Origin of the sequence: Streptococcus suis, from assembly GCA_024583055.1 — a bacterium.
Classification (GTDB): Bacteria; Bacillota; Bacilli; order Lactobacillales; family Streptococcaceae; genus Streptococcus; species Streptococcus suis_V.
The window spans coordinates 1,627,875-1,644,256 of record CP102145.1; the positions used below are offsets into that span (position 1 = coordinate 1,627,875).

General features: G+C 42.2%; 17 protein-coding genes. 14 read left to right on the forward strand and 3 right to left on the reverse strand.

All coding sequences use genetic code 11. The annotated features are described in order from the left end of the window. The first annotated feature begins 192 nt into the window (after window positions 1–192). From NQZ91_08225 to NQZ91_08260, 8 genes are all read left to right on the forward strand, one after another. Window positions 193–642 carry a MarR family transcriptional regulator gene (locus NQZ91_08225; GenBank protein ID UUM57336.1) on the forward strand — a complete coding sequence of 150 codons (450 nt, stop codon included), beginning with the start codon at window positions 193–195 and terminating at the stop codon, window positions 640–642. Beyond that, window positions 635–2,341, forward strand: coding sequence for an ABC transporter ATP-binding protein/permease (locus NQZ91_08230; GenBank protein ID UUM57337.1), 1,707 nt, complete (start codon window positions 635–637; stop codon window positions 2,339–2,341). The genes NQZ91_08225 and NQZ91_08230 overlap by 8 nt, the downstream gene beginning before the upstream one ends. Then, on the forward strand, window positions 2,342–4,126 hold the full coding sequence (locus NQZ91_08235) for an ABC transporter ATP-binding protein/permease (protein ID UUM57338.1): 1,785 nt from the start codon (window positions 2,342–2,344) through the stop codon (window positions 4,124–4,126). A 64-nt stretch (window positions 4,127–4,190) separates the two neighbouring features. After that, window positions 4,191–4,724 (forward strand): hypothetical protein, encoded by a 534-nt coding sequence (locus tag NQZ91_08240; GenBank protein UUM57339.1) that lies wholly within the window; start codon window positions 4,191–4,193, stop codon window positions 4,722–4,724. A 28-nt stretch (window positions 4,725–4,752) separates the two neighbouring features. Next, a complete protein-coding gene (locus NQZ91_08245; GenBank protein UUM57340.1) occupies window positions 4,753–5,196 on the forward strand; it encodes a dUTP diphosphatase in 444 nt (147 codons plus the stop codon). A gap of 6 nt (window positions 5,197–5,202) precedes the next feature. Next, complete coding sequence (gene radA, locus NQZ91_08250) at window positions 5,203–6,570, forward strand: DNA repair protein RadA (GenBank protein ID UUM58843.1); 1,368 nt, start codon at window positions 5,203–5,205, stop codon at window positions 6,568–6,570. A 228-nt stretch (window positions 6,571–6,798) separates the two neighbouring features. Continuing rightward, the gene (locus NQZ91_08255; GenBank protein UUM57341.1) at window positions 6,799–7,146 is read left to right on the forward strand and encodes a hypothetical protein; all 348 of its coding nucleotides are present in this window, start codon (window positions 6,799–6,801) and stop codon (window positions 7,144–7,146) included. Window positions 7,147–7,187: 41 nt separating this feature from the next. Continuing rightward, a complete protein-coding gene (locus NQZ91_08260; protein UUM57342.1) occupies window positions 7,188–8,945 on the forward strand; it encodes a glycerophosphodiester phosphodiesterase in 1,758 nt (585 codons plus the stop codon). Window positions 8,946–9,034: 89 nt separating this feature from the next. On the opposite strand, the gene NQZ91_08265 is transcribed toward NQZ91_08260, so the two are convergent. The 3 genes from NQZ91_08265 to NQZ91_08275 form a co-directional block, all read right to left on the reverse strand. Next, window positions 9,035–9,571: a GNAT family N-acetyltransferase gene (locus NQZ91_08265; protein UUM57343.1), complete on the reverse strand. Its 537-nt coding sequence runs from the start codon at window positions 9,569–9,571 to the stop codon at window positions 9,035–9,037. Window positions 9,572–9,585: 14 nt separating this feature from the next. Then, window positions 9,586–9,885 carry a YbaB/EbfC family nucleoid-associated protein gene (locus NQZ91_08270; protein ID UUM57344.1) on the reverse strand — a complete coding sequence of 100 codons (300 nt, stop codon included), beginning with the start codon at window positions 9,883–9,885 and terminating at the stop codon, window positions 9,586–9,588. A 107-nt stretch (window positions 9,886–9,992) separates the two neighbouring features. Beyond that, complete coding sequence (locus tag NQZ91_08275; protein ID UUM57345.1) at window positions 9,993–10,319, reverse strand: helix-turn-helix domain-containing protein; 327 nt, start codon at window positions 10,317–10,319, stop codon at window positions 9,993–9,995. Between the two features lie 256 nt (window positions 10,320–10,575). On the opposite strand from NQZ91_08275, the gene NQZ91_08280 reads away from it, so the two are divergent. From NQZ91_08280 to NQZ91_08305, 6 genes are all read left to right on the forward strand, one after another. Then, complete coding sequence (locus NQZ91_08280; protein UUM57346.1) at window positions 10,576–11,187, forward strand: zinc ribbon domain-containing protein; 612 nt, start codon at window positions 10,576–10,578, stop codon at window positions 11,185–11,187. 9 nt (window positions 11,188–11,196) lie between these two features. Next, window positions 11,197–12,369, forward strand: a complete 1,173-nt coding sequence (locus tag NQZ91_08285) for a superinfection immunity protein (protein ID UUM57347.1) — start codon at window positions 11,197–11,199, stop codon at window positions 12,367–12,369. Between the two features lie 21 nt (window positions 12,370–12,390). Further along, on the forward strand, window positions 12,391–12,549 hold the full coding sequence (locus NQZ91_08290; GenBank protein UUM57348.1) for a hypothetical protein: 159 nt from the start codon (window positions 12,391–12,393) through the stop codon (window positions 12,547–12,549). Then, complete coding sequence (locus NQZ91_08295) at window positions 12,546–13,652, forward strand: DUF4767 domain-containing protein (GenBank protein UUM57349.1); 1,107 nt, start codon at window positions 12,546–12,548, stop codon at window positions 13,650–13,652. The genes NQZ91_08290 and NQZ91_08295 overlap by 4 nt, the downstream gene beginning before the upstream one ends. Next, entirely contained in the window at window positions 13,653–14,975 is a 1,323-nt protein-coding gene (locus NQZ91_08300) for a DUF6287 domain-containing protein (protein UUM57350.1), read from the forward strand. A 230-nt stretch (window positions 14,976–15,205) separates the two neighbouring features. After that, on the forward strand, window positions 15,206–16,228 hold the full coding sequence (locus NQZ91_08305) for an IS30 family transposase (protein UUM58844.1): 1,023 nt from the start codon (window positions 15,206–15,208) through the stop codon (window positions 16,226–16,228). Window positions 16,229–16,382: the final 154 nt, after the last annotated feature.

Genomic DNA, 16,382 nt, shown 5'->3' on the forward strand with positions numbered 1-16,382 from the left:
ATTATATCATATATAAAATTTTTTTGAAAATAGCAGAGCGAAAAAGGCGGCTTGCAGGAAAAGGACAGGTCGGTTTTTACAAAATGAAAAAATCTATGAAAACAAAGAAAATGTTTCATTTTGCTTGACAATAGTTCTCTAGAAAACTATAATGGTTCTCATGGTCATTAATTAACAATGAAAGGAGTTTCGATGGGAGATTTTTTAGCAGAATTTCGTTCCCTACTCAATCAGGTGGAACAGATTGGTGACAAGATTGCCAAGGAACATGGTGTAGAGCATCTCGCTGGTCCTCAGGGATGGGCCTTGCTTTATCTAGCTAAGTGTTCTGACAAGGAAGTCTTTGTTAAGGACATTGAAAAAGAAATGAAAATTTCTAAATCAGTTGCTAGTAATCTGGTCAAACGAATGGAGAAAAATGATTTTATTCAAGTCATTCCATCCAAGCAGGATAAGCGCTACAAGCAGATTATCCTGACGGCGAATGGGCAGGAAAAAGTTAGTCGCCTAGATGACTTCCATCAGGAGCTGCACCAATCATTGTTTAATAAGATTACAAAAGAAGATTTTCAATTGGTGAAGCAGTGGGCCCATCAATTATCTGATAATATTAAGGAATATAAGGAGAAGAACAATGTTTAAAGAAGCGATACTGCGTTATAAGTGGTATGCCTTGGCCTCGGTTTTATTAACGGCAACGGTCGTGACAACTGCTCTGCTACAGCCGAGCTACTTGAAGGATGTCTTGACAGCTGTCTTGACCAACGACAAGACAGAGATTGTTGAAGTCGGTAAACTCTTGCTGGTTATTGCTGGGATTGGACTTTTGGCTGGTTTAGCCAATACTATCGTAGCAGCGAAGATTTCCCAAGGGGTATCGGCGGATATCCGTGAAAAAACTTTTAGAAAAATCCAAAGTTTTTCTTATGCAAATGTGGAAGAGTTTAATGCGGGGAATTTGGTCGTTCGGATGACCAATGATGTCACTCAGATTCAAAACCTGGTTATGATGCTCTTTACCATCCTCATGCGGGTTCCTATGTTGTTTGTCGGGGCCTTCATCATGGCGGTTCGGACCTTGCCTGAATTGTGGTGGGTCATCGTTCTGATGGTTATTTTGATCATGGCGATTATGGCTGTGGTCATGGGGGTTATGGGTCCACGATTTGGGAAATTCCAGACACTGATGGACCGCATGAACGGCATTGCCAAGGAAAATCTGCGTGGTATCCGTGTGGTCAAGTCCTTTGTACAGGAAAAAAATCAATACGACAAGTTCAAGTCTGTGTCTAATGAACTCTTGGACCTCAACCTCTTTATCGGTTATGGTTTTTCAATCCTGCAACCCTTGATGATGTTTATTTCTTTCATGGCTATTTTCTTGTCCCTCTACCTGGTATCTGGGATGGTGGATACGAATTTTGAGGCGATTGGTGGCTTTACTTCCTTCATGAGCTACCTTATGCAGATTATGTTTGCTATTATCATGGCCTCTTTCATGGGCATGCAGGCATCTCGCGCAGCTATTTCCATCAAACGGATCAGCGAGGTCTTGGATACCGAGCCTGCTATGACCTTTAAAGATGTGGCAGATGAAGAACTCGAAGGCCGGATTGTCTTTGATAATGTCAGCTTTACCTATCCGCATGACACGGAGCCGACTCTGAAAAATATTTCCTTTGAGATTGAGCCAGGCCAAATGGTCGGTGTGGTTGGAGCGACGGGCGCTGGTAAATCAACGCTTGCCCAACTCATTCCGCGTCTCTTTGACCCGCAGGAGGGGACGGTCTCTATCGGGGGTCGTGACTTGAAAGAAGTCAATCAAAATACTCTTCGTAACACGGTTTCTATCGTCTTGCAGAAGGCCATTCTCTTCTCGGGTACTATTGCAGACAACCTGCGTCAGGGCGCGCCTGGGGCGGACTTGACACGCTTGGAGCGGGCCGCAGGTATTGCCCAGGCCAAGGAATTTATCGACCGTTTGGATGATAACTATGAAAGCCAGGTCGAGGAGCGGGGAAATAACTTCTCCGGTGGTCAGAAGCAACGGATGTCTATTGCCCGTGGTGTGATTTCTGAGCCAAAAGTCTTGGTACTAGATGATTCGACCTCAGCCCTTGATGCCAAGTCTGAGAAATTGGTACAAGAGGCCCTCAATCATGATTTGAAGGGGACAACGACGGTTATCGTTGCCCAGAAGATTTCTTCTGTTGTCAAAGCTGATAAGATTTTGGTACTTGATGAAGGTCATCTGATCGGCCAAGGTACCCACGCCGAGCTGGTAGCTACGAACGATGTCTACCGTGAAATCTACGAAACGCAGAAAGGGAGAGAAGAATAAATGAAGACTTTACGTTTCTTTTGGTTTTATTTTAAACGTTATAAACTGTCCTTTGCTATGATTTTTGTGGCTATTGTTGCGGCGACTTATTTGCAGGTGAAGACACCGGTTTTACTTGGGAATGCCATTACAGAATTGGGAAAAATTGGTCAGGCTTATTTTGCGGCGAAGCAAATGGGACAGACTGGTTTTAAGCCGGACATAGCTGATTTTAACGGGGTTATGCTCAACATTCTTATGGCCTATGTGGCGACAGTTGTGTCGACCTTGATTTACACGCTCTTGTTCACTCGGATTGTGGCGTATTCGACCAACCGTATGCGTAAGGGACTTTTCGGTAAGCTGGAGCGTTTGACGGTTGCCTTTTTCGATAAGCATAAGGATGGAGATATTCTGTCACGCTTTACATCGGATTTGGACAATATTCAAAATGCCTTTAACCAGTCGCTGACCCAGGTTGTGACCAATATTGCCCTCTATATCGGTATGGTCTGGATGATGTTCCGTCAGGATGTCCGTCTGGCCTTGGTGACCGTTGCATCAACACCGATTGCCCTACTTGCTTTGGTGATTATTATCCGTCTGTCTCGTAAATACACGGATTTGCAGCAGGCAGCCGTTTCTAAGCTCAATGCCTATATGGACGAGAAAATTTCTGGTCAGAAGGCCATTATCGTCCAAGGGGTGCAGGAAGAAACGATCGATGGCTTTATGGAGCTCAATGAAGAAGTGCGTCGGACGACCTTCAAAGGGCGTCTCTTCAGTGGGGTGCTTTTCCCCTTCATGAACGGGATGAGCCTGGTCAATACGGCCATCGTTATCTTTGCAGGCTCCAGCATAGTACTCAATGATTCTTCCTTGGAAACAGCAGCAGCTCTTGGTTTGGTGGTGATTTTTGTTCAGTATTCGCAACAATACTACCAGCCAATCATGCAGATTGCAGCCAGCTGGGCGGAGTTGCAACTGGCTTTCACGGGTGCTCACCGTATCCAGGAAATGTTTGACGAACCTGAAGAAGTTCGCCCTGAAAACGCACCGCATTTCACCGAACTCAAAGAAGGTGTTGAAATCAAGGACATCGACTTTGGCTACCTGCCAGGTCGGAAGGTCTTGGACAAGGTGTCTATCTCGGCACCTAAGGGTAAAATGGTGGCGGTCGTTGGTCCGACGGGGTCTGGTAAGACAACCATTATGAACTTAATCAACCGCTTCTATGATGTCAATAGTGGTAGCGTGGCCTTTGACGGCCGCGATATTCGGGAATATGACTTGGACAGCTTGCGGGATAAGGTCGGTATCGTTTTGCAGGAGTCGGTGCTATTCTCGGGTACTATTGCGGACAATATCCGCTTCGGTGATGAGAGCATTTCGCAGGAAATGGTGGAAACCGCAGCTCGTGCTACCCATATCCACGACTTCATCATGAGCTTGCCAGAGGGTTATGAAACCTTTGTGACCGATGATGAGAATGCCTTCTCAACAGGTCAGAAACAGTTGATTTCCATTGCCCGTACGCTTTTGACAGATCCACAAGTCTTGATTTTGGACGAAGCAACGTCAAACGTTGACACCGTAACAGAAGCCAAAATTCAAAAGGCCATGGAGGCCATTATCGCAGGACGGACCAGCTTCGTCATTGCCCACCGCCTCAAAACCATTCTCAATGCGGACGAAATCATCGTCCTCAAAGATGGAAAAGTGATTGAGCAAGGCAACCATAGCCAGCTCCTCAAGCTCAATGGCTTCTATGCCGAACTCTACCACAACCAGTTTGTGTTTGAATAAAATCAAGATTCCAGCCATTAGGTTGGAGTTTTGCTTTACCCTGTATTTCCTGTATAATAGACCTATGAAAAGACAGAGTGTTCGAGTTGAACTGTTTTCCCTAAAAAAAGAAGAAATCCTTGTCTACTTAGATGACAAGGGGATTTTGATAAATGATTATTTCAAGACCTATCTAGCTCACCCCGCTTATCAAGAAATGCAAGAAGTGGTGGAGAAACAGAAGTGTTTAGTTGAGATTGTCAGCCTAGCCGAAATGGGATTTGATAGGGAAGCGACTGCTCCTCAGATAGAGGAGAGAGCCGTGGAGATGGGGTATCAATTACCACCAGCTCATCTGGGAGTTTATCTTCGCCTGACCTTGTTGGAACAGGAAGTCAGTCAAGATGCTATACTCTCCCAAGGAAAATCACCAGACGGAGCCATTTGTCTACTGTCGCCTCAGTTGGAGAAAGAGTTTACCTTCCCTCGTAGTGTCTATCTTCGCAAGGTTGACCAAGACTTGTGGCTACGTGCAGCCCGTTTTGATGACGAGTATGCCTTCCCCTTAACAACACTTTTTGCATTTGTGACGAAAAATGCGAATGAACAATATGAGTAAAAAGAAGAAAATGATGTAAGGAGTTCTTATGAAAATCCGTGGTTTCGAACTGGTCAGCCAGTTTACTGATGAAAATTTATTGCCAAAACGTGAGACCGCTCATGCAGCAGGTTACGACCTGAAGGCTGCAGAAACTGTCAGCTTGGAGCCAGGTGAGATTAAGCTGGTGCCGACTGGTGTTAAGGCTTATATGCAGGCCAACGAGGTCCTCTACCTCTACGACCGCTCGTCCAATCCTCGCAAGAAGGGGCTGGTTTTGATTAACTCGGTTGGGGTTATCGACGGCGACTACTATGGAAATCCAGCCAACGAAGGCCACATCTTTGCCCAGATGCGAAACATCACAGAAGAAACCGTGTTGGTGGAAGCTGGCGAGCGGATCGTACAGGCTGTTTTTGCACCCTTCCTCTTGGCTGACGGCGACCAGGCCGACGGCGTTCGGACGGGTGGATTTGGCTCGACAGGGAAATAGGAGGAAATCATCATCGCTAAGAAAAAAACAACCTTTGTCTGCCAAAATTGTGAATATCATTCACCCAAGTACCTGGGGCGCTGTCCTAACTGTGGTTCTTGGTCTAGCTTTGTTGAAGAAGTTGAAGTGGCGGAGGTCAAAAATGCCCGCGTCAGCCTGACTGGTGAGAAGACCCGTCCGATGAAGCTTAATGAAGTGTCGTCCATTCAAGTGGCTCGCACCAAGACCAATATGGAGGAGTTTAACCGCGTCTTAGGTGGTGGAGTGGTGCCGGGCAGTCTGGTCCTGATTGGTGGTGATCCAGGGATTGGCAAGTCCACCTTGCTCCTGCAAGTATCGACCCAACTTTCGACTATTGGCACCGTCCTCTACGTGTCGGGGGAAGAGTCTGCCCAGCAGATTAAGCTCCGTGCCGAGCGTTTGGGCGACATTGACAGCGAGTTCTATCTCTATGCGGAGACCAATATGCAGAGCATTCGGACCGAGATTGAGAAAATCAAGCCAGATTTCCTAATTATCGACTCTATCCAGACCATTATGAGTCCTGACATCTCCAGCGTGCAAGGCTCTGTCAGTCAGGTCCGTGAAGTGACCAATGAGCTCATGCAGATTGCCAAGACCAACAATATCGCAACCTTTATCGTCGGCCACATGACCAAGGAGGGAACCCTGGCTGGACCGCGGACCTTGGAGCACATGGTAGACACCGTTCTTTATTTTGAGGGCGAGCGGCAGCACACCTTCCGTATCTTGCGGGCGGTCAAGAACCGCTTTGGCTCTACCAACGAGATCGGCATTTTTGAAATGCAGTCACAGGGCTTGGTCGAAGTCCTCAATCCTAGTGAGGTCTTTCTGGAAGAGCGTCTGGATGGGGCGACTGGCTCGGCTATTGTCGTGACCATGGAGGGAACCCGCCCAATCCTTGCGGAAGTGCAGGCTCTGGTGACCCCGACCATGTTTGGCAATGCCAAGCGGACCACGACAGGCTTGGACTTCAACCGTGCCAGCTTGATTATGGCGGTTTTGGAAAAACGGGCAGGCCTGCTCCTCCAAAACCAAGATGCCTATCTCAAGTCAGCAGGTGGAGTCAAACTGGATGAGCCAGCCATCGACCTAGCAGTCGCAGTTGCCCTTGCCTCCAGCTACAAGGACAAGCCTACCAACCCACAAGAGTGCTTTATAGGCGAAATCGGTCTGACAGGGGAAATCCGCCGCGTCAATCGGATTGAACAACGGATTAACGAAGCCGCTAAATTGGGCTTTACCAAGGTCTATGCCCCTAAAAATTCCCTGACAGGAATCAAGGTACCAAAGGAAATCACGGTTATCGGAGTGACCACCATTGGCGAAGTCTTGCAGAAGGTATTTGAGTGATATAGGCGTATGACCTGTATCAATCAATATGATAAGAATTAGTATTATAGAAGAGTTTGGCGTTTTCCAAACTCTTTTAATCTTTACTATCTGCCAAATTTAGCTGGCATTATGTTTACTAGTCATTCTTGAGCCCAGTCTGAATTTGATTTCAAGAGAAGTAAATTGGGCTCAAATTGAGTAGAAATTATTTTTGAAAGGGTTTACAATGTTGTTAAGGAGGAACTTATGATTGATAATCGTACACTTGCAATCCTCATGGAATTATTTGCTACTAGTCAAATGAACCTATATGAATTAAGTATTCAGACGGGAATCGACAAAGGCACACTTCAATCCAGTATCGAAATTGTCAATCAGTTATTAAAAGAGCAGTCATTAGACTCTATAGATTTTAATGAGGAATACTATAGTGTCCCGGACTCATTATTAAAGAGTAAGGATCAAATATTTCAGTTGTTTAGCAATAGGCAAATCTATTTATCTCAGGAACAGCGCCAACTAGTTATTTATCTCTATACTTTTATTCGAAAAGATTTTGTATCCAGCTTTTTATCTTGTCGCCTTCTCACCTGACTTGGCTTGAAAAATTCCTTGAATTATGGGACACTAGGTCTATGGATAGAATACGTCGTGAATTTCAAAAGGTTTATTATAATCTGGATAAAATCCTGCTCTTGTTTTTTGTCTCCTTTACTGTTATGGAGTTTGTATGGATTCCGCTCAATTCCTGGTTGGCAGAATTTCTTCTGTCGCTGACAGGCCATGCCTACCTATCTCCAACAAATGTCCTCCAAGTCCTATCTAGCAATCTTTTTGTTACTGTTCTTTTTGCCCTGCTGGTCATTCTAAATATCTTGGTTGCCTATCTGGAAATTGCCCTCATCTTTACTGGGGTTAGGCAGTTGTTGGACAATCGGGTCAAGCATTTGAGAGATTATATTAAGGATGTTGGACGGGATATGGTGGGGATTATCAGCCATACCAGTCTCCCTAAAATTAGCTTTCTCCTATGCTATGCAACGGTGTTATTGCCCTTTTTGCGTAGGATTTTGAATATTTATTATTTTAATAAGCTAGTCATTCCTCAGTTTGTGTTGGATTATCTTGAAAAGAACAATCTTGTAGCCTTAGTGATTGCTCTAAGTTTGTTGGTCTTTTCTTGGTTATCTGCTAGGCTCATGTATGCTATACCTAAGATTTATTTTGAACACCGTGGGGTCAAGGAATCAGTAGCTCATTCCTGGCATCAAACCCGGGGGTGGCAGCAGTTGGCATCCTACGCCCGCCTCTTGTGGACAATGACCTTGCCTGGTCTGGTTATACTTGGTGTTGGGCTCACCCTCTATCTGTTCCAGCTTTTGGTGGACAAGACTCTGCCTTCCCTGGCCTATCCCCTGGCCTTGCTGAGCTTCATCTTCTTCAGACTGACCTACTATGGGGCTATTGCCATGTTTATGACCAAGTTTGTGACTCTCTTGACTGGTCAGCATTTACCAAGCTACCGACGAAAGCGCCTGCGTCACCGCCTCCGTTTGCTGATTGTGGTAAGCTCTGCCTTACTCTTTGGTTTAGACGGGGCTCTCAGCCTTTATTATCCCTTTGAAAGCCTGCCAGTGACCATTTCTCACCGAGGTGTGGATGATGAAAATGGTGTCCAAAATACCCTTGAATCTCTGGAGTTAACTGCCCAGCTCAGGCCGGATTTTGTGGAGATGGACATTCAGGAGACCAAAGACGGTCAGTTTGTCGTCATGCATGATACGAATTTGTTGGCCTTGACGGGAAATACCGGAGGTACGCACGATTATAGCTTGCAGGAGTTGACCTCCATGACCGCCTCAGAAAACGGTCAGTCTGCACCAGTTCCGTCCTTCGATGCCTATCTGGATAAGGCAGACCAATTGGGTCAGAAACTCCTGGTCGAAATCAAGGAGACCAAGCAAGATAGTCCTGATTTAGCTAAGAATTTTGTCAAAAAATATGGGAAACGCCTCTTGGCCAAGGGGCATCAGTTTCATTCGCTAGATTATCAGATCATTGTAGAAATCGAGAAGGTTCTGCCCCAGCTAAAAACCTATCTGATTTTGCCCTTTAACAGTATCTATCCTCAGACAGTAGCGGATGGCTACACCATGGAATATACTTCTCTGGACCAAAATTTCATGATGAAGTCTTGGTTACGCGGCAAGTCGGTCTATGTCTGGACGCCCAATGATGAGGACGAAATGACACGAATGGCTATGCTTCAGGTGGATGGGATTATCACCGACCAGCTTGAGAGCTTGCAGAGGGTTGAAGACAGTCTGCGGTCAACCACTCGCTATGCAGATTTGTTCCTCTTGCAGGTCGAGTCATTGTTATATGGATTGTAAAAAACGTGAGTTCGGATGGAACCCACGTTTTTAATGTGAAATGGGAAGGAATTCCCATCGAAAGTAAGTTTTGAGAGCTTCATACTAGCCTAGGAGTTGTGCCATTCTTCTCTGAGAATGCCGTATTTGACAGAGTCATAGTAGTATCCCTGCCAGTAGCGAACCTTGCGAATCTGTCCTTCTTTTCGCATGCCAATCTTTTCAGCTACCCGCATCATGCCAGGATTACCAGACCAGGTGGTCAGTCCGATGTGTTCCAGTTCTGGCATGCTTGTGAAAATCTGACGAATCCATTTCTGGAGGGCTAGGGTTGCGAATCCTTTTCCCCATTGGTTCTCATTATAGATTTCGATACCAACTTCTAGCCAGCGTGTGGCTTGATTTTCCCAATAATAACTAACCATTCCGATTGGCTCTCCATCTACCAAGATGCCTCGAACTTCTTCTGTTTGGAACCAAGGATAGCGCGGTGATTCTTGGAAATTGGTGAAGTCTTTATAAGCCTGATAGTCATCGAAATAGGGGGCTGCGAACTCTTTCCAGTAGGGTTTTTCGTCAGAGAATCCTATTTTCCAAATAGTTCGGAGTGCTTGCTCTGTAAGAGGGAGGAGTTCTAGGTTGGACACGGGAGTGCTCCTTTCTAAAATGGCAATTTCCCTGCGAAGGCACCGAGTTTCTTCTTGGTTGCCTCATCAATTTGTTCCAGCGCTGCATTAACCGCCTGAATGGTCATATCCTGCAAGGTTTCGATGTCGTCAGCGTCAACAACTTCAGGTTTGAAGTCGATGGCAACCAATTTCTTGTCGCCTGTCAAAGTTGCGGTGACCAAGTCTTGTGCAGAAGTGCCTGTAAACTGGGTTGCAGCCAGTTCAGCCTGGCTTTTCTCCATTTGCTTTTGAAGCTTCTGAGCTTGGCGCATCATGTTTTGCATGTTCATCATAATAGATATTCTCCTTAAAAAATCTTACGGATTTATTATAACACTAAAAAAGGAAATTTGGGAAGGTCAGCGTGAGGTGATAGATCTGACTCTGCTAAGCAATTTTATTATTTCAAGGTTTTCACAAGAGTATTGATCGCTTGGATGGCTTCTGAGCGTTTTTTCTTAGGTAAATCAGTCATAAGGAAAATCAGTTCTTGGATGTCAGGATCGGTGGTAAATTCAACATCAAAAAAGGTAGGAATATCAACTTTTAATGCCACCATGATTTTTGACAAAGTAGATAGTGTAATATTATTTGATTTATTTTCTAGTTTGTAGATGTAGTTGTAGCCTAGACCAGCTTTTTCTTCGAGTTCCATTTGAGTCATTCCTTCTTGAATTCTTAACAAACGAATTCTTTTGGAGATATATTTTTGTAGTTTATTATCCATGATAGTACCTCTTATGGACTATGATACAGGTATTATTTGATAACAAAACCACTATATATAACTGTTGTTTATGAAAACAGTTGTAAAAAACTGTTTGTGCTGATAAAATAGTTTTATACAAAAATATAGGCTTTTTGTAGGATTATTTTTGCTCAAGCAGTCAAGGAGGGAAGTTATCAATGTAAACATCTTAGATGAGTTAACGATTTTTTCTGAAATAAAATAGAGAAATAAAAATGATGGAACTAAGGAGAAGATGATGAATCAAAAAGAATGGGTAGAATTTTTTCAAGCGTCTAATGGACGAAATCCAGAACCAGCTGAATTTTCAGAAGCATTAAAGAATGGGGAATTTAAGATAGAGACTGTTCAGACTGAGCAGAATGTGGTTGAAGAGCAGGTTGCAGAGAATTACTCAGAAAACCCGCAACCTCATTCACAACTTAAATCAGTTATTAGTCAGAAAGATTTATTATTGAATACTGACTTGCGAGCTTTGCGCAAGCAGATTGAAGAAAAGGATACGACCTTGTCTAAGGATTTCTTTGAATTAGGATTAGCATACTATAATCAATCTATCAACCAGAAAGAAATCAACCTTGACCAAGAAGTGGCAAATATTATTGCACTTCTTCAAGAATCTTACAAACTTCGTCAAGATTACAATATCCACGTTCCACGTGAAAAATCATGTTTAGCATGTGGTAACTTATTAAGCGCTGATAGCCGTTTCTGTTCGGTTTGCGGAAGTGATGTTCAAGAATTATCTGCTCTTGAAGAGGCAACTCTAAAAGAGTGTGTCCTATGTTCTACTTTGCAAGCGGGTAAGAATAAGTTCTGTGCTTGTTGTGGAAAAGAATTTGCTTAGGAGAGTACGATGGATAAAAATCAGGTTTATATAGATCGTCTGAGGAAGGTTCTATGGGAGAATCAAGAAGATTTAAAAAAAGTAACATCTTACGACTTTTGTACTTCCTGTCAAGACTATGTCCTAACTTCAAACTATTGCCAACAATGTGGTCAAATGAACCTTTCAACGGAAACTGTATCCTTTGGCGAGAGTCAGTCATTACTGGATAATGGCCAATATTATATGGTTCAGTCAAATCGTTGGCTAGATCGTTGGGGGCTTTGGTTAGAGGAACGACTCAATAAAGTAGGAATTGAAATTAATCAAGGGACACTTTTTCATCTGGGGCGTCTTCATCAATTTTTAGTTATTCTATTTACAATTGTCAGTGTACTCTCTCTATTCCGAACTATTATTCGAGTTTTAATATATCCTTACTTCTTGCCCAACGTCGTTTCGTTAGTATTTACTGCGCTGTTAGTTTTTTTGAACTATCAACTTTATAAAGGTCAATCCCACAAAGTATTGCTAGGAGGAGTAGGGTTATTGGGGACCTCGTTAGTTGCATTGCTGTTGGGAATTCTAACATCTGATTCTATTGTACTTCCGATGTTGATGTTTTCAATGCTATTCATGGGAGTTCTTCTTATCGTGGCACTTTTGATTAAGCCAAGTGCAGCACAAGGGATTGAAAAAGCTTCATCAATGGTCAAAGAAAATCTTTCTGAGACTCAATTTAAAGTAACTTCTGCAAAGGCACAGAAAGAAACAGTTGCAGCTACTCATGTTCCAGTACAATATTCTAATCCTAGACCAAACTACAATAGAAGTGAAGATGCCTTTAAATATCGCCATACAGGCTCAACGGTTCTGAACTGGCTATTTTTTGGGCTTCCGCTAATTGTATTACTACTAAGCGCTCAGAGTCTATCAGTCTTTTTAAGTAACTCTGGAATTTATATCGGAGATAGTATTTTTGCACTAATATTAGTAGCGACTTTCATCATATTTATTTATTTTCTACCAGCTTTCATCTGCCAAAGCAGTGGGTTGAAGATTGTCCTCTGGTTGTGTCTTCTATTATTTGGTTGGACAGTCATCGGTTGGTTTATTTTGCTGTTTGTTGCGACTTCATCAAATAAGAACAGGAGACGGCAACAAGAGATGGATTATTTGATGAGGAAATTAGTTGATAAGTGAGAAATTGAGTGAGGAAAATTTATGGTAGTTATATTATATTTATTGATTTGTGCAGTTTTAGCGATACTTGGATTATTGGTTTGGATTATCATTCAAAAAAATCAAAAGAAACAAGATGAACAATTTCGGAATATTGTAGATAATATAGCTAATAGTATCAATAATAATGAGGATAGATGATGAAAAGAATTGAATGGATTGCATATTTTGAAGCAACGAATGGTCGAAAACCTACCCCTGCGGAATTGCAGGAAGCAGTAAAAAGTGGGATTGTGCAATCATCTAAAAAATCATTTCCAAAATGGGTCTATGGTTTGGTTGGGACTGTAGCTATCGCAGGCGTTGCTTACATGTTTTTTACCAATACATCGAACCAAGAAACTTCAAGTGTACCTACAGAGGCTAGTTCTTCAATGAATCAGATAAAAACTAGTGTTACGACAGAGGTCAGTTCTTCAACAAAACAAACAAAAACTAGCACCACTCAATCGTCGAGTGCGGTCAAAGAGGAAGATGAGATTGATTTGTCAGCTATCCAAGCAGGAGATTATTCGAGTATAGCTGGTTTGTGGTACACGGAAATTTCTGAAAGTCCCAAGGAATTCAACTGGAGTGATTATTTTAAACATCATCAAGTTCGTGAAGAAAATGGAATACTGACTTTATCGATTAATTTAGCAGGCGCACCTGCTCTAAAGATAATTCCTAAAGGAGTGGAATACAATCTACCTGTTGAGACGATATCTGGAGGGGTTCCGACAATGACTACCACCGATCGTATCGTTTCAGAAGGAATTGTGTCGGACGTATATTATCGAGAAGCTGATTTTAAAAATGTAGAGAATACACAATATTCAATCTCTTATCATACTCAGAAAACCAATGGAACTCCTCTTTGGACTCAAGAACAAAGTCAAGAACTTGCAGACTTGATGGTGAGCTGGGGGAATTCAATGAACCAAAGTGGCTATAAAGATGTGACTGTTGCGGTGCAAGAGCGTTCCCTAGCAGTTGTTGACGAGTCGGGTGGAGGTCCGAACTATTCTGTAGACTTTTCTACAGATGGAACAGGTCAAGCGGAATATCATATTGTAGGAATCTATCATTATTCTCAAGTTGTAGCTGGTGGTAAGTTGGATCATAATTACTTGTTCACAATAAAAAAAGACGGAACACCTGTTGTACTTTATTCTCCTACAAGTCAGGATAATATCTATAAAGTTAGAGTGACGGATAAAGAAGATTTGACGAAAAGGTTTGAGAGCATAGTGGAGGAAAATTAAGTGACAGAAAAAGAATGGATAAGCTATTTTGAAGCAATTAATAGACGGAAACCGACTGATGTTGAAGTAAAAATTGCTTTTAAGAATGGTGAGATAAGGAAGAAGTCCTACTGGTTTCGTTTTCGAAGCATTTCAATCTGGAAGCAAATTTCGGTTATTTTGCTAATAGGCTTTCTTTTGTTTCTTGGTTACAAACCAGCCTTGAAAATGTATTATCAGAGTCAAGAGAGTCGCTATCGCGGACTTTATGAGACAGTAGTATCTAGCTATCAGGAAGCCATTCTACAGAAAGATAGTCAGAAAGTAAGTGCTGCATATTTTGAACAACCAACTCGGATCCCATCCTATCTAATTGATGATTTAGATGATGATGGGAAAGTAGAAATGTACATAGGGTTTGATGATGGAGTGGAAAAAATTAACGTATTAGAGCAGTTCGATATTTCATTTGGAAAGGTTAAAAGGGCAAAAGCAGGTCCAGCAGTCTCTTCTGATAAAAATTGGTCTCCTTTCGATGTAGAAGGTCTATACCAAATAGATTTGACAGAATTATCTAATCAGGACTTTTCGTCCGTAAGTGGAGTTTGGATTTCAGAAGATGGAGAGTCTGAAGTAACGATATATGACGACGGCATAGCTTTTATTAATGGGGTTAGTACGGACAATATGTCTAGCAACTCAAGTAATAATAAGATTATTGGGGATAGATTTGGTTTTCTAAATACAAGCAAGCAAGTATATGAAGGATATGCCGTTGGTGAAGCCAGTGGAGGCAAAATTTCTCTAACAGCTCTCACAAATTTAGGTTTTCATTATACTTATAACTTTGTTCCGAAAGGAATTGATTACTCAGGAACGGACTCTCAAAAAGATAGAATTGTTGTAAAGACATTTGATGGGGAAATAGTTTTATACTCATCTTCGGACGTTAATTCAAACATTAAATCTAATGAGCAAGCTGATGCATCAGCAGTCAATCTGACAGACTTGTTAAGAGGCGATTTTTCTAGCTTGGCTGGAACTTGGAAAAATTCTTATAATTCTTTCACTCTTGATGAAAAGGGGAGTTATAGAGGAACATCTTCAGAAGATGGACTCGCTTTTCGTGATTTGAGATTAGAAGAGGATAATTATATTATGGCAGTGCTTGGAGATAGCTCTACAAGTTGGCAAAATGCTAATTCTGGAGCATTTTGGTATTTTATTCCAGCAGGAATAAAGCTAGAGTTTGAACAGGATACAGATAGTAGTCGAGATAGATTTATAGTTAACGCAAAAGATAGTTTTGGAAGTAAAGACTGGGTATACTATAAGGTAGAATAACTACAAAGATGTCTTCTTATAGTAGTCTTGCAGGAATATTTTTTAATCTTCTATGGGACAGCTGAATACCTAAAATAATACTAATTTTACAAATATTATAGGGTATAAATTTTTCTCACATTAATAAATATAATCACCAAAATCCCGCGTTGTAAAATGAAGTGCAACAAAAAAGACATGTTCGTCTGATATACTAGAATTCCCCAACTCAGTATAGAAAGCAGATGAACATGTCCAACACTCATTCTACCAGAAACTCATCCTATTCTCATCTCTCAGCCACAGAACGTGGTGAAATTGCAGCTTATCTTAAAATGGGAAAGAAACCAATTGAAATCGCTCGGCTTCTGGGTCGTCACCGGTCTACAATCTGTCGAGAAATCAAACGTGGTTCAGTAGATCAGGTACAGGATAAAAATGGGAAACGAACTTATTTCAGCGCCTATTTCGCTGATAGTGGACAACGTGTCTATGAGACCAATCGCCGAAAGTGTTCTTATCTCAAGTTGAATGATTGCTCCGCTAGGTTCATTGAACAATTAGGAGATGCCTTGAAGGCTAACGTTCGTCTCCATAGCGTAGATAGTTTTGTTCAGACTTATAAAGCAAGCCATTCTGAAGAAGTCGTACCCTCTACCAAAACGATTTATCGTTATATCAAAGAGGGGCTGTTAGCTATTAAACCAATCGATCTGCCTAAGATGGTTAGTATCAGAAAACGTTCTAAGAAAGTCACGAAGATGAATCGGAAGACTTTAGGTAAGTCTATCGAAGAACGTCCAGAGTGTATCAATGACCGTTCTGAATTTGGGCATTGGGAGATTGATTTAGTTCTTGGCAAGAAAACCAAAGGTGAAGCAGTTATTTTGACCTTGGTAGAGCGCCAGACACGCTATGCACTGGGCGTTAAGCTAGAAGACAAACAGTCCCACACCATTAATAGTGCTGTAAGGCATCTCACCAGTCTGTATCCTATTGCATCCATCACAGCAGATAATGGTGCGGAGTTTAGTTTACTCTCAGACCTGGAAGCCGTTGATGTTTACTTTGCACATCCTTATTCTTCACATGAGAGAGGAACAAACGAGAACTTCAATGGTCTCCTCAGAGAATATATCCCTAAAGGAGTCTCACTTAATTCACTAACCTCTGAAGAACTGGACAAGTATATCACTGCCATCAATGAGCGCCCCAGACGACTTCTTCAATATCAATCCTCGAAATTTCTGTTTGGGCTAGCCCAGACAGCTTAACCTCTGGTTCTCTAGTTATCAATGAACTTGTTGCACTTGACTTGACAATGTGCGTAATCACCAAAATTGCATATATCAATCTATTTTAACTTGACTTTGTAAGTACTTTCTTGTATAATAAAAGAAAAACTGGTTATAACCAGATGAAACGAGG

Excerpts from the sequence above, each read along its gene's own strand:
- NQZ91_08255 (UUM57341.1), top strand. The coding sequence starts at position 6,799 with ATGATTGATAATCGTACACTTGCAATCCTCATGGAATTATTTGCTACT.
- NQZ91_08285 (UUM57347.1), top strand. The coding sequence starts at position 11,197 with ATGGATAAAAATCAGGTTTATATAGATCGTCTGAGGAAGGTTCTATGG.
- NQZ91_08295 (UUM57349.1), top strand. The coding sequence starts at position 12,546 with ATGATGAAAAGAATTGAATGGATTGCATATTTTGAAGCAACGAATGGT.
- NQZ91_08275 (UUM57345.1), bottom strand. The coding sequence starts at position 10,319 with ATGGATAATAAACTACAAAAATATATCTCCAAAAGAATTCGTTTGTTA.
- NQZ91_08225 (UUM57336.1), top strand. The coding sequence starts at position 193 with ATGGGAGATTTTTTAGCAGAATTTCGTTCCCTACTCAATCAGGTGGAA.
- NQZ91_08290 (UUM57348.1), top strand. The coding sequence starts at position 12,391 with ATGGTAGTTATATTATATTTATTGATTTGTGCAGTTTTAGCGATACTT.
- NQZ91_08270 (UUM57344.1), bottom strand. The coding sequence starts at position 9,885 with ATGATGAACATGCAAAACATGATGCGCCAAGCTCAGAAGCTTCAAAAG.
- NQZ91_08240 (UUM57339.1), top strand. The coding sequence starts at position 4,191 with ATGAAAAGACAGAGTGTTCGAGTTGAACTGTTTTCCCTAAAAAAAGAA.
- NQZ91_08235 (UUM57338.1), top strand. The coding sequence starts at position 2,342 with ATGAAGACTTTACGTTTCTTTTGGTTTTATTTTAAACGTTATAAACTG.
- NQZ91_08245 (UUM57340.1), top strand. The coding sequence starts at position 4,753 with ATGAAAATCCGTGGTTTCGAACTGGTCAGCCAGTTTACTGATGAAAAT.
- NQZ91_08280 (UUM57346.1), top strand. The coding sequence starts at position 10,576 with ATGATGAATCAAAAAGAATGGGTAGAATTTTTTCAAGCGTCTAATGGA.
- NQZ91_08305 (UUM58844.1), top strand. The coding sequence starts at position 15,206 with ATGTCCAACACTCATTCTACCAGAAACTCATCCTATTCTCATCTCTCA.
- NQZ91_08230 (UUM57337.1), top strand. The coding sequence starts at position 635 with ATGTTTAAAGAAGCGATACTGCGTTATAAGTGGTATGCCTTGGCCTCG.
- NQZ91_08260 (UUM57342.1), top strand. The coding sequence starts at position 7,188 with ATGGATAGAATACGTCGTGAATTTCAAAAGGTTTATTATAATCTGGAT.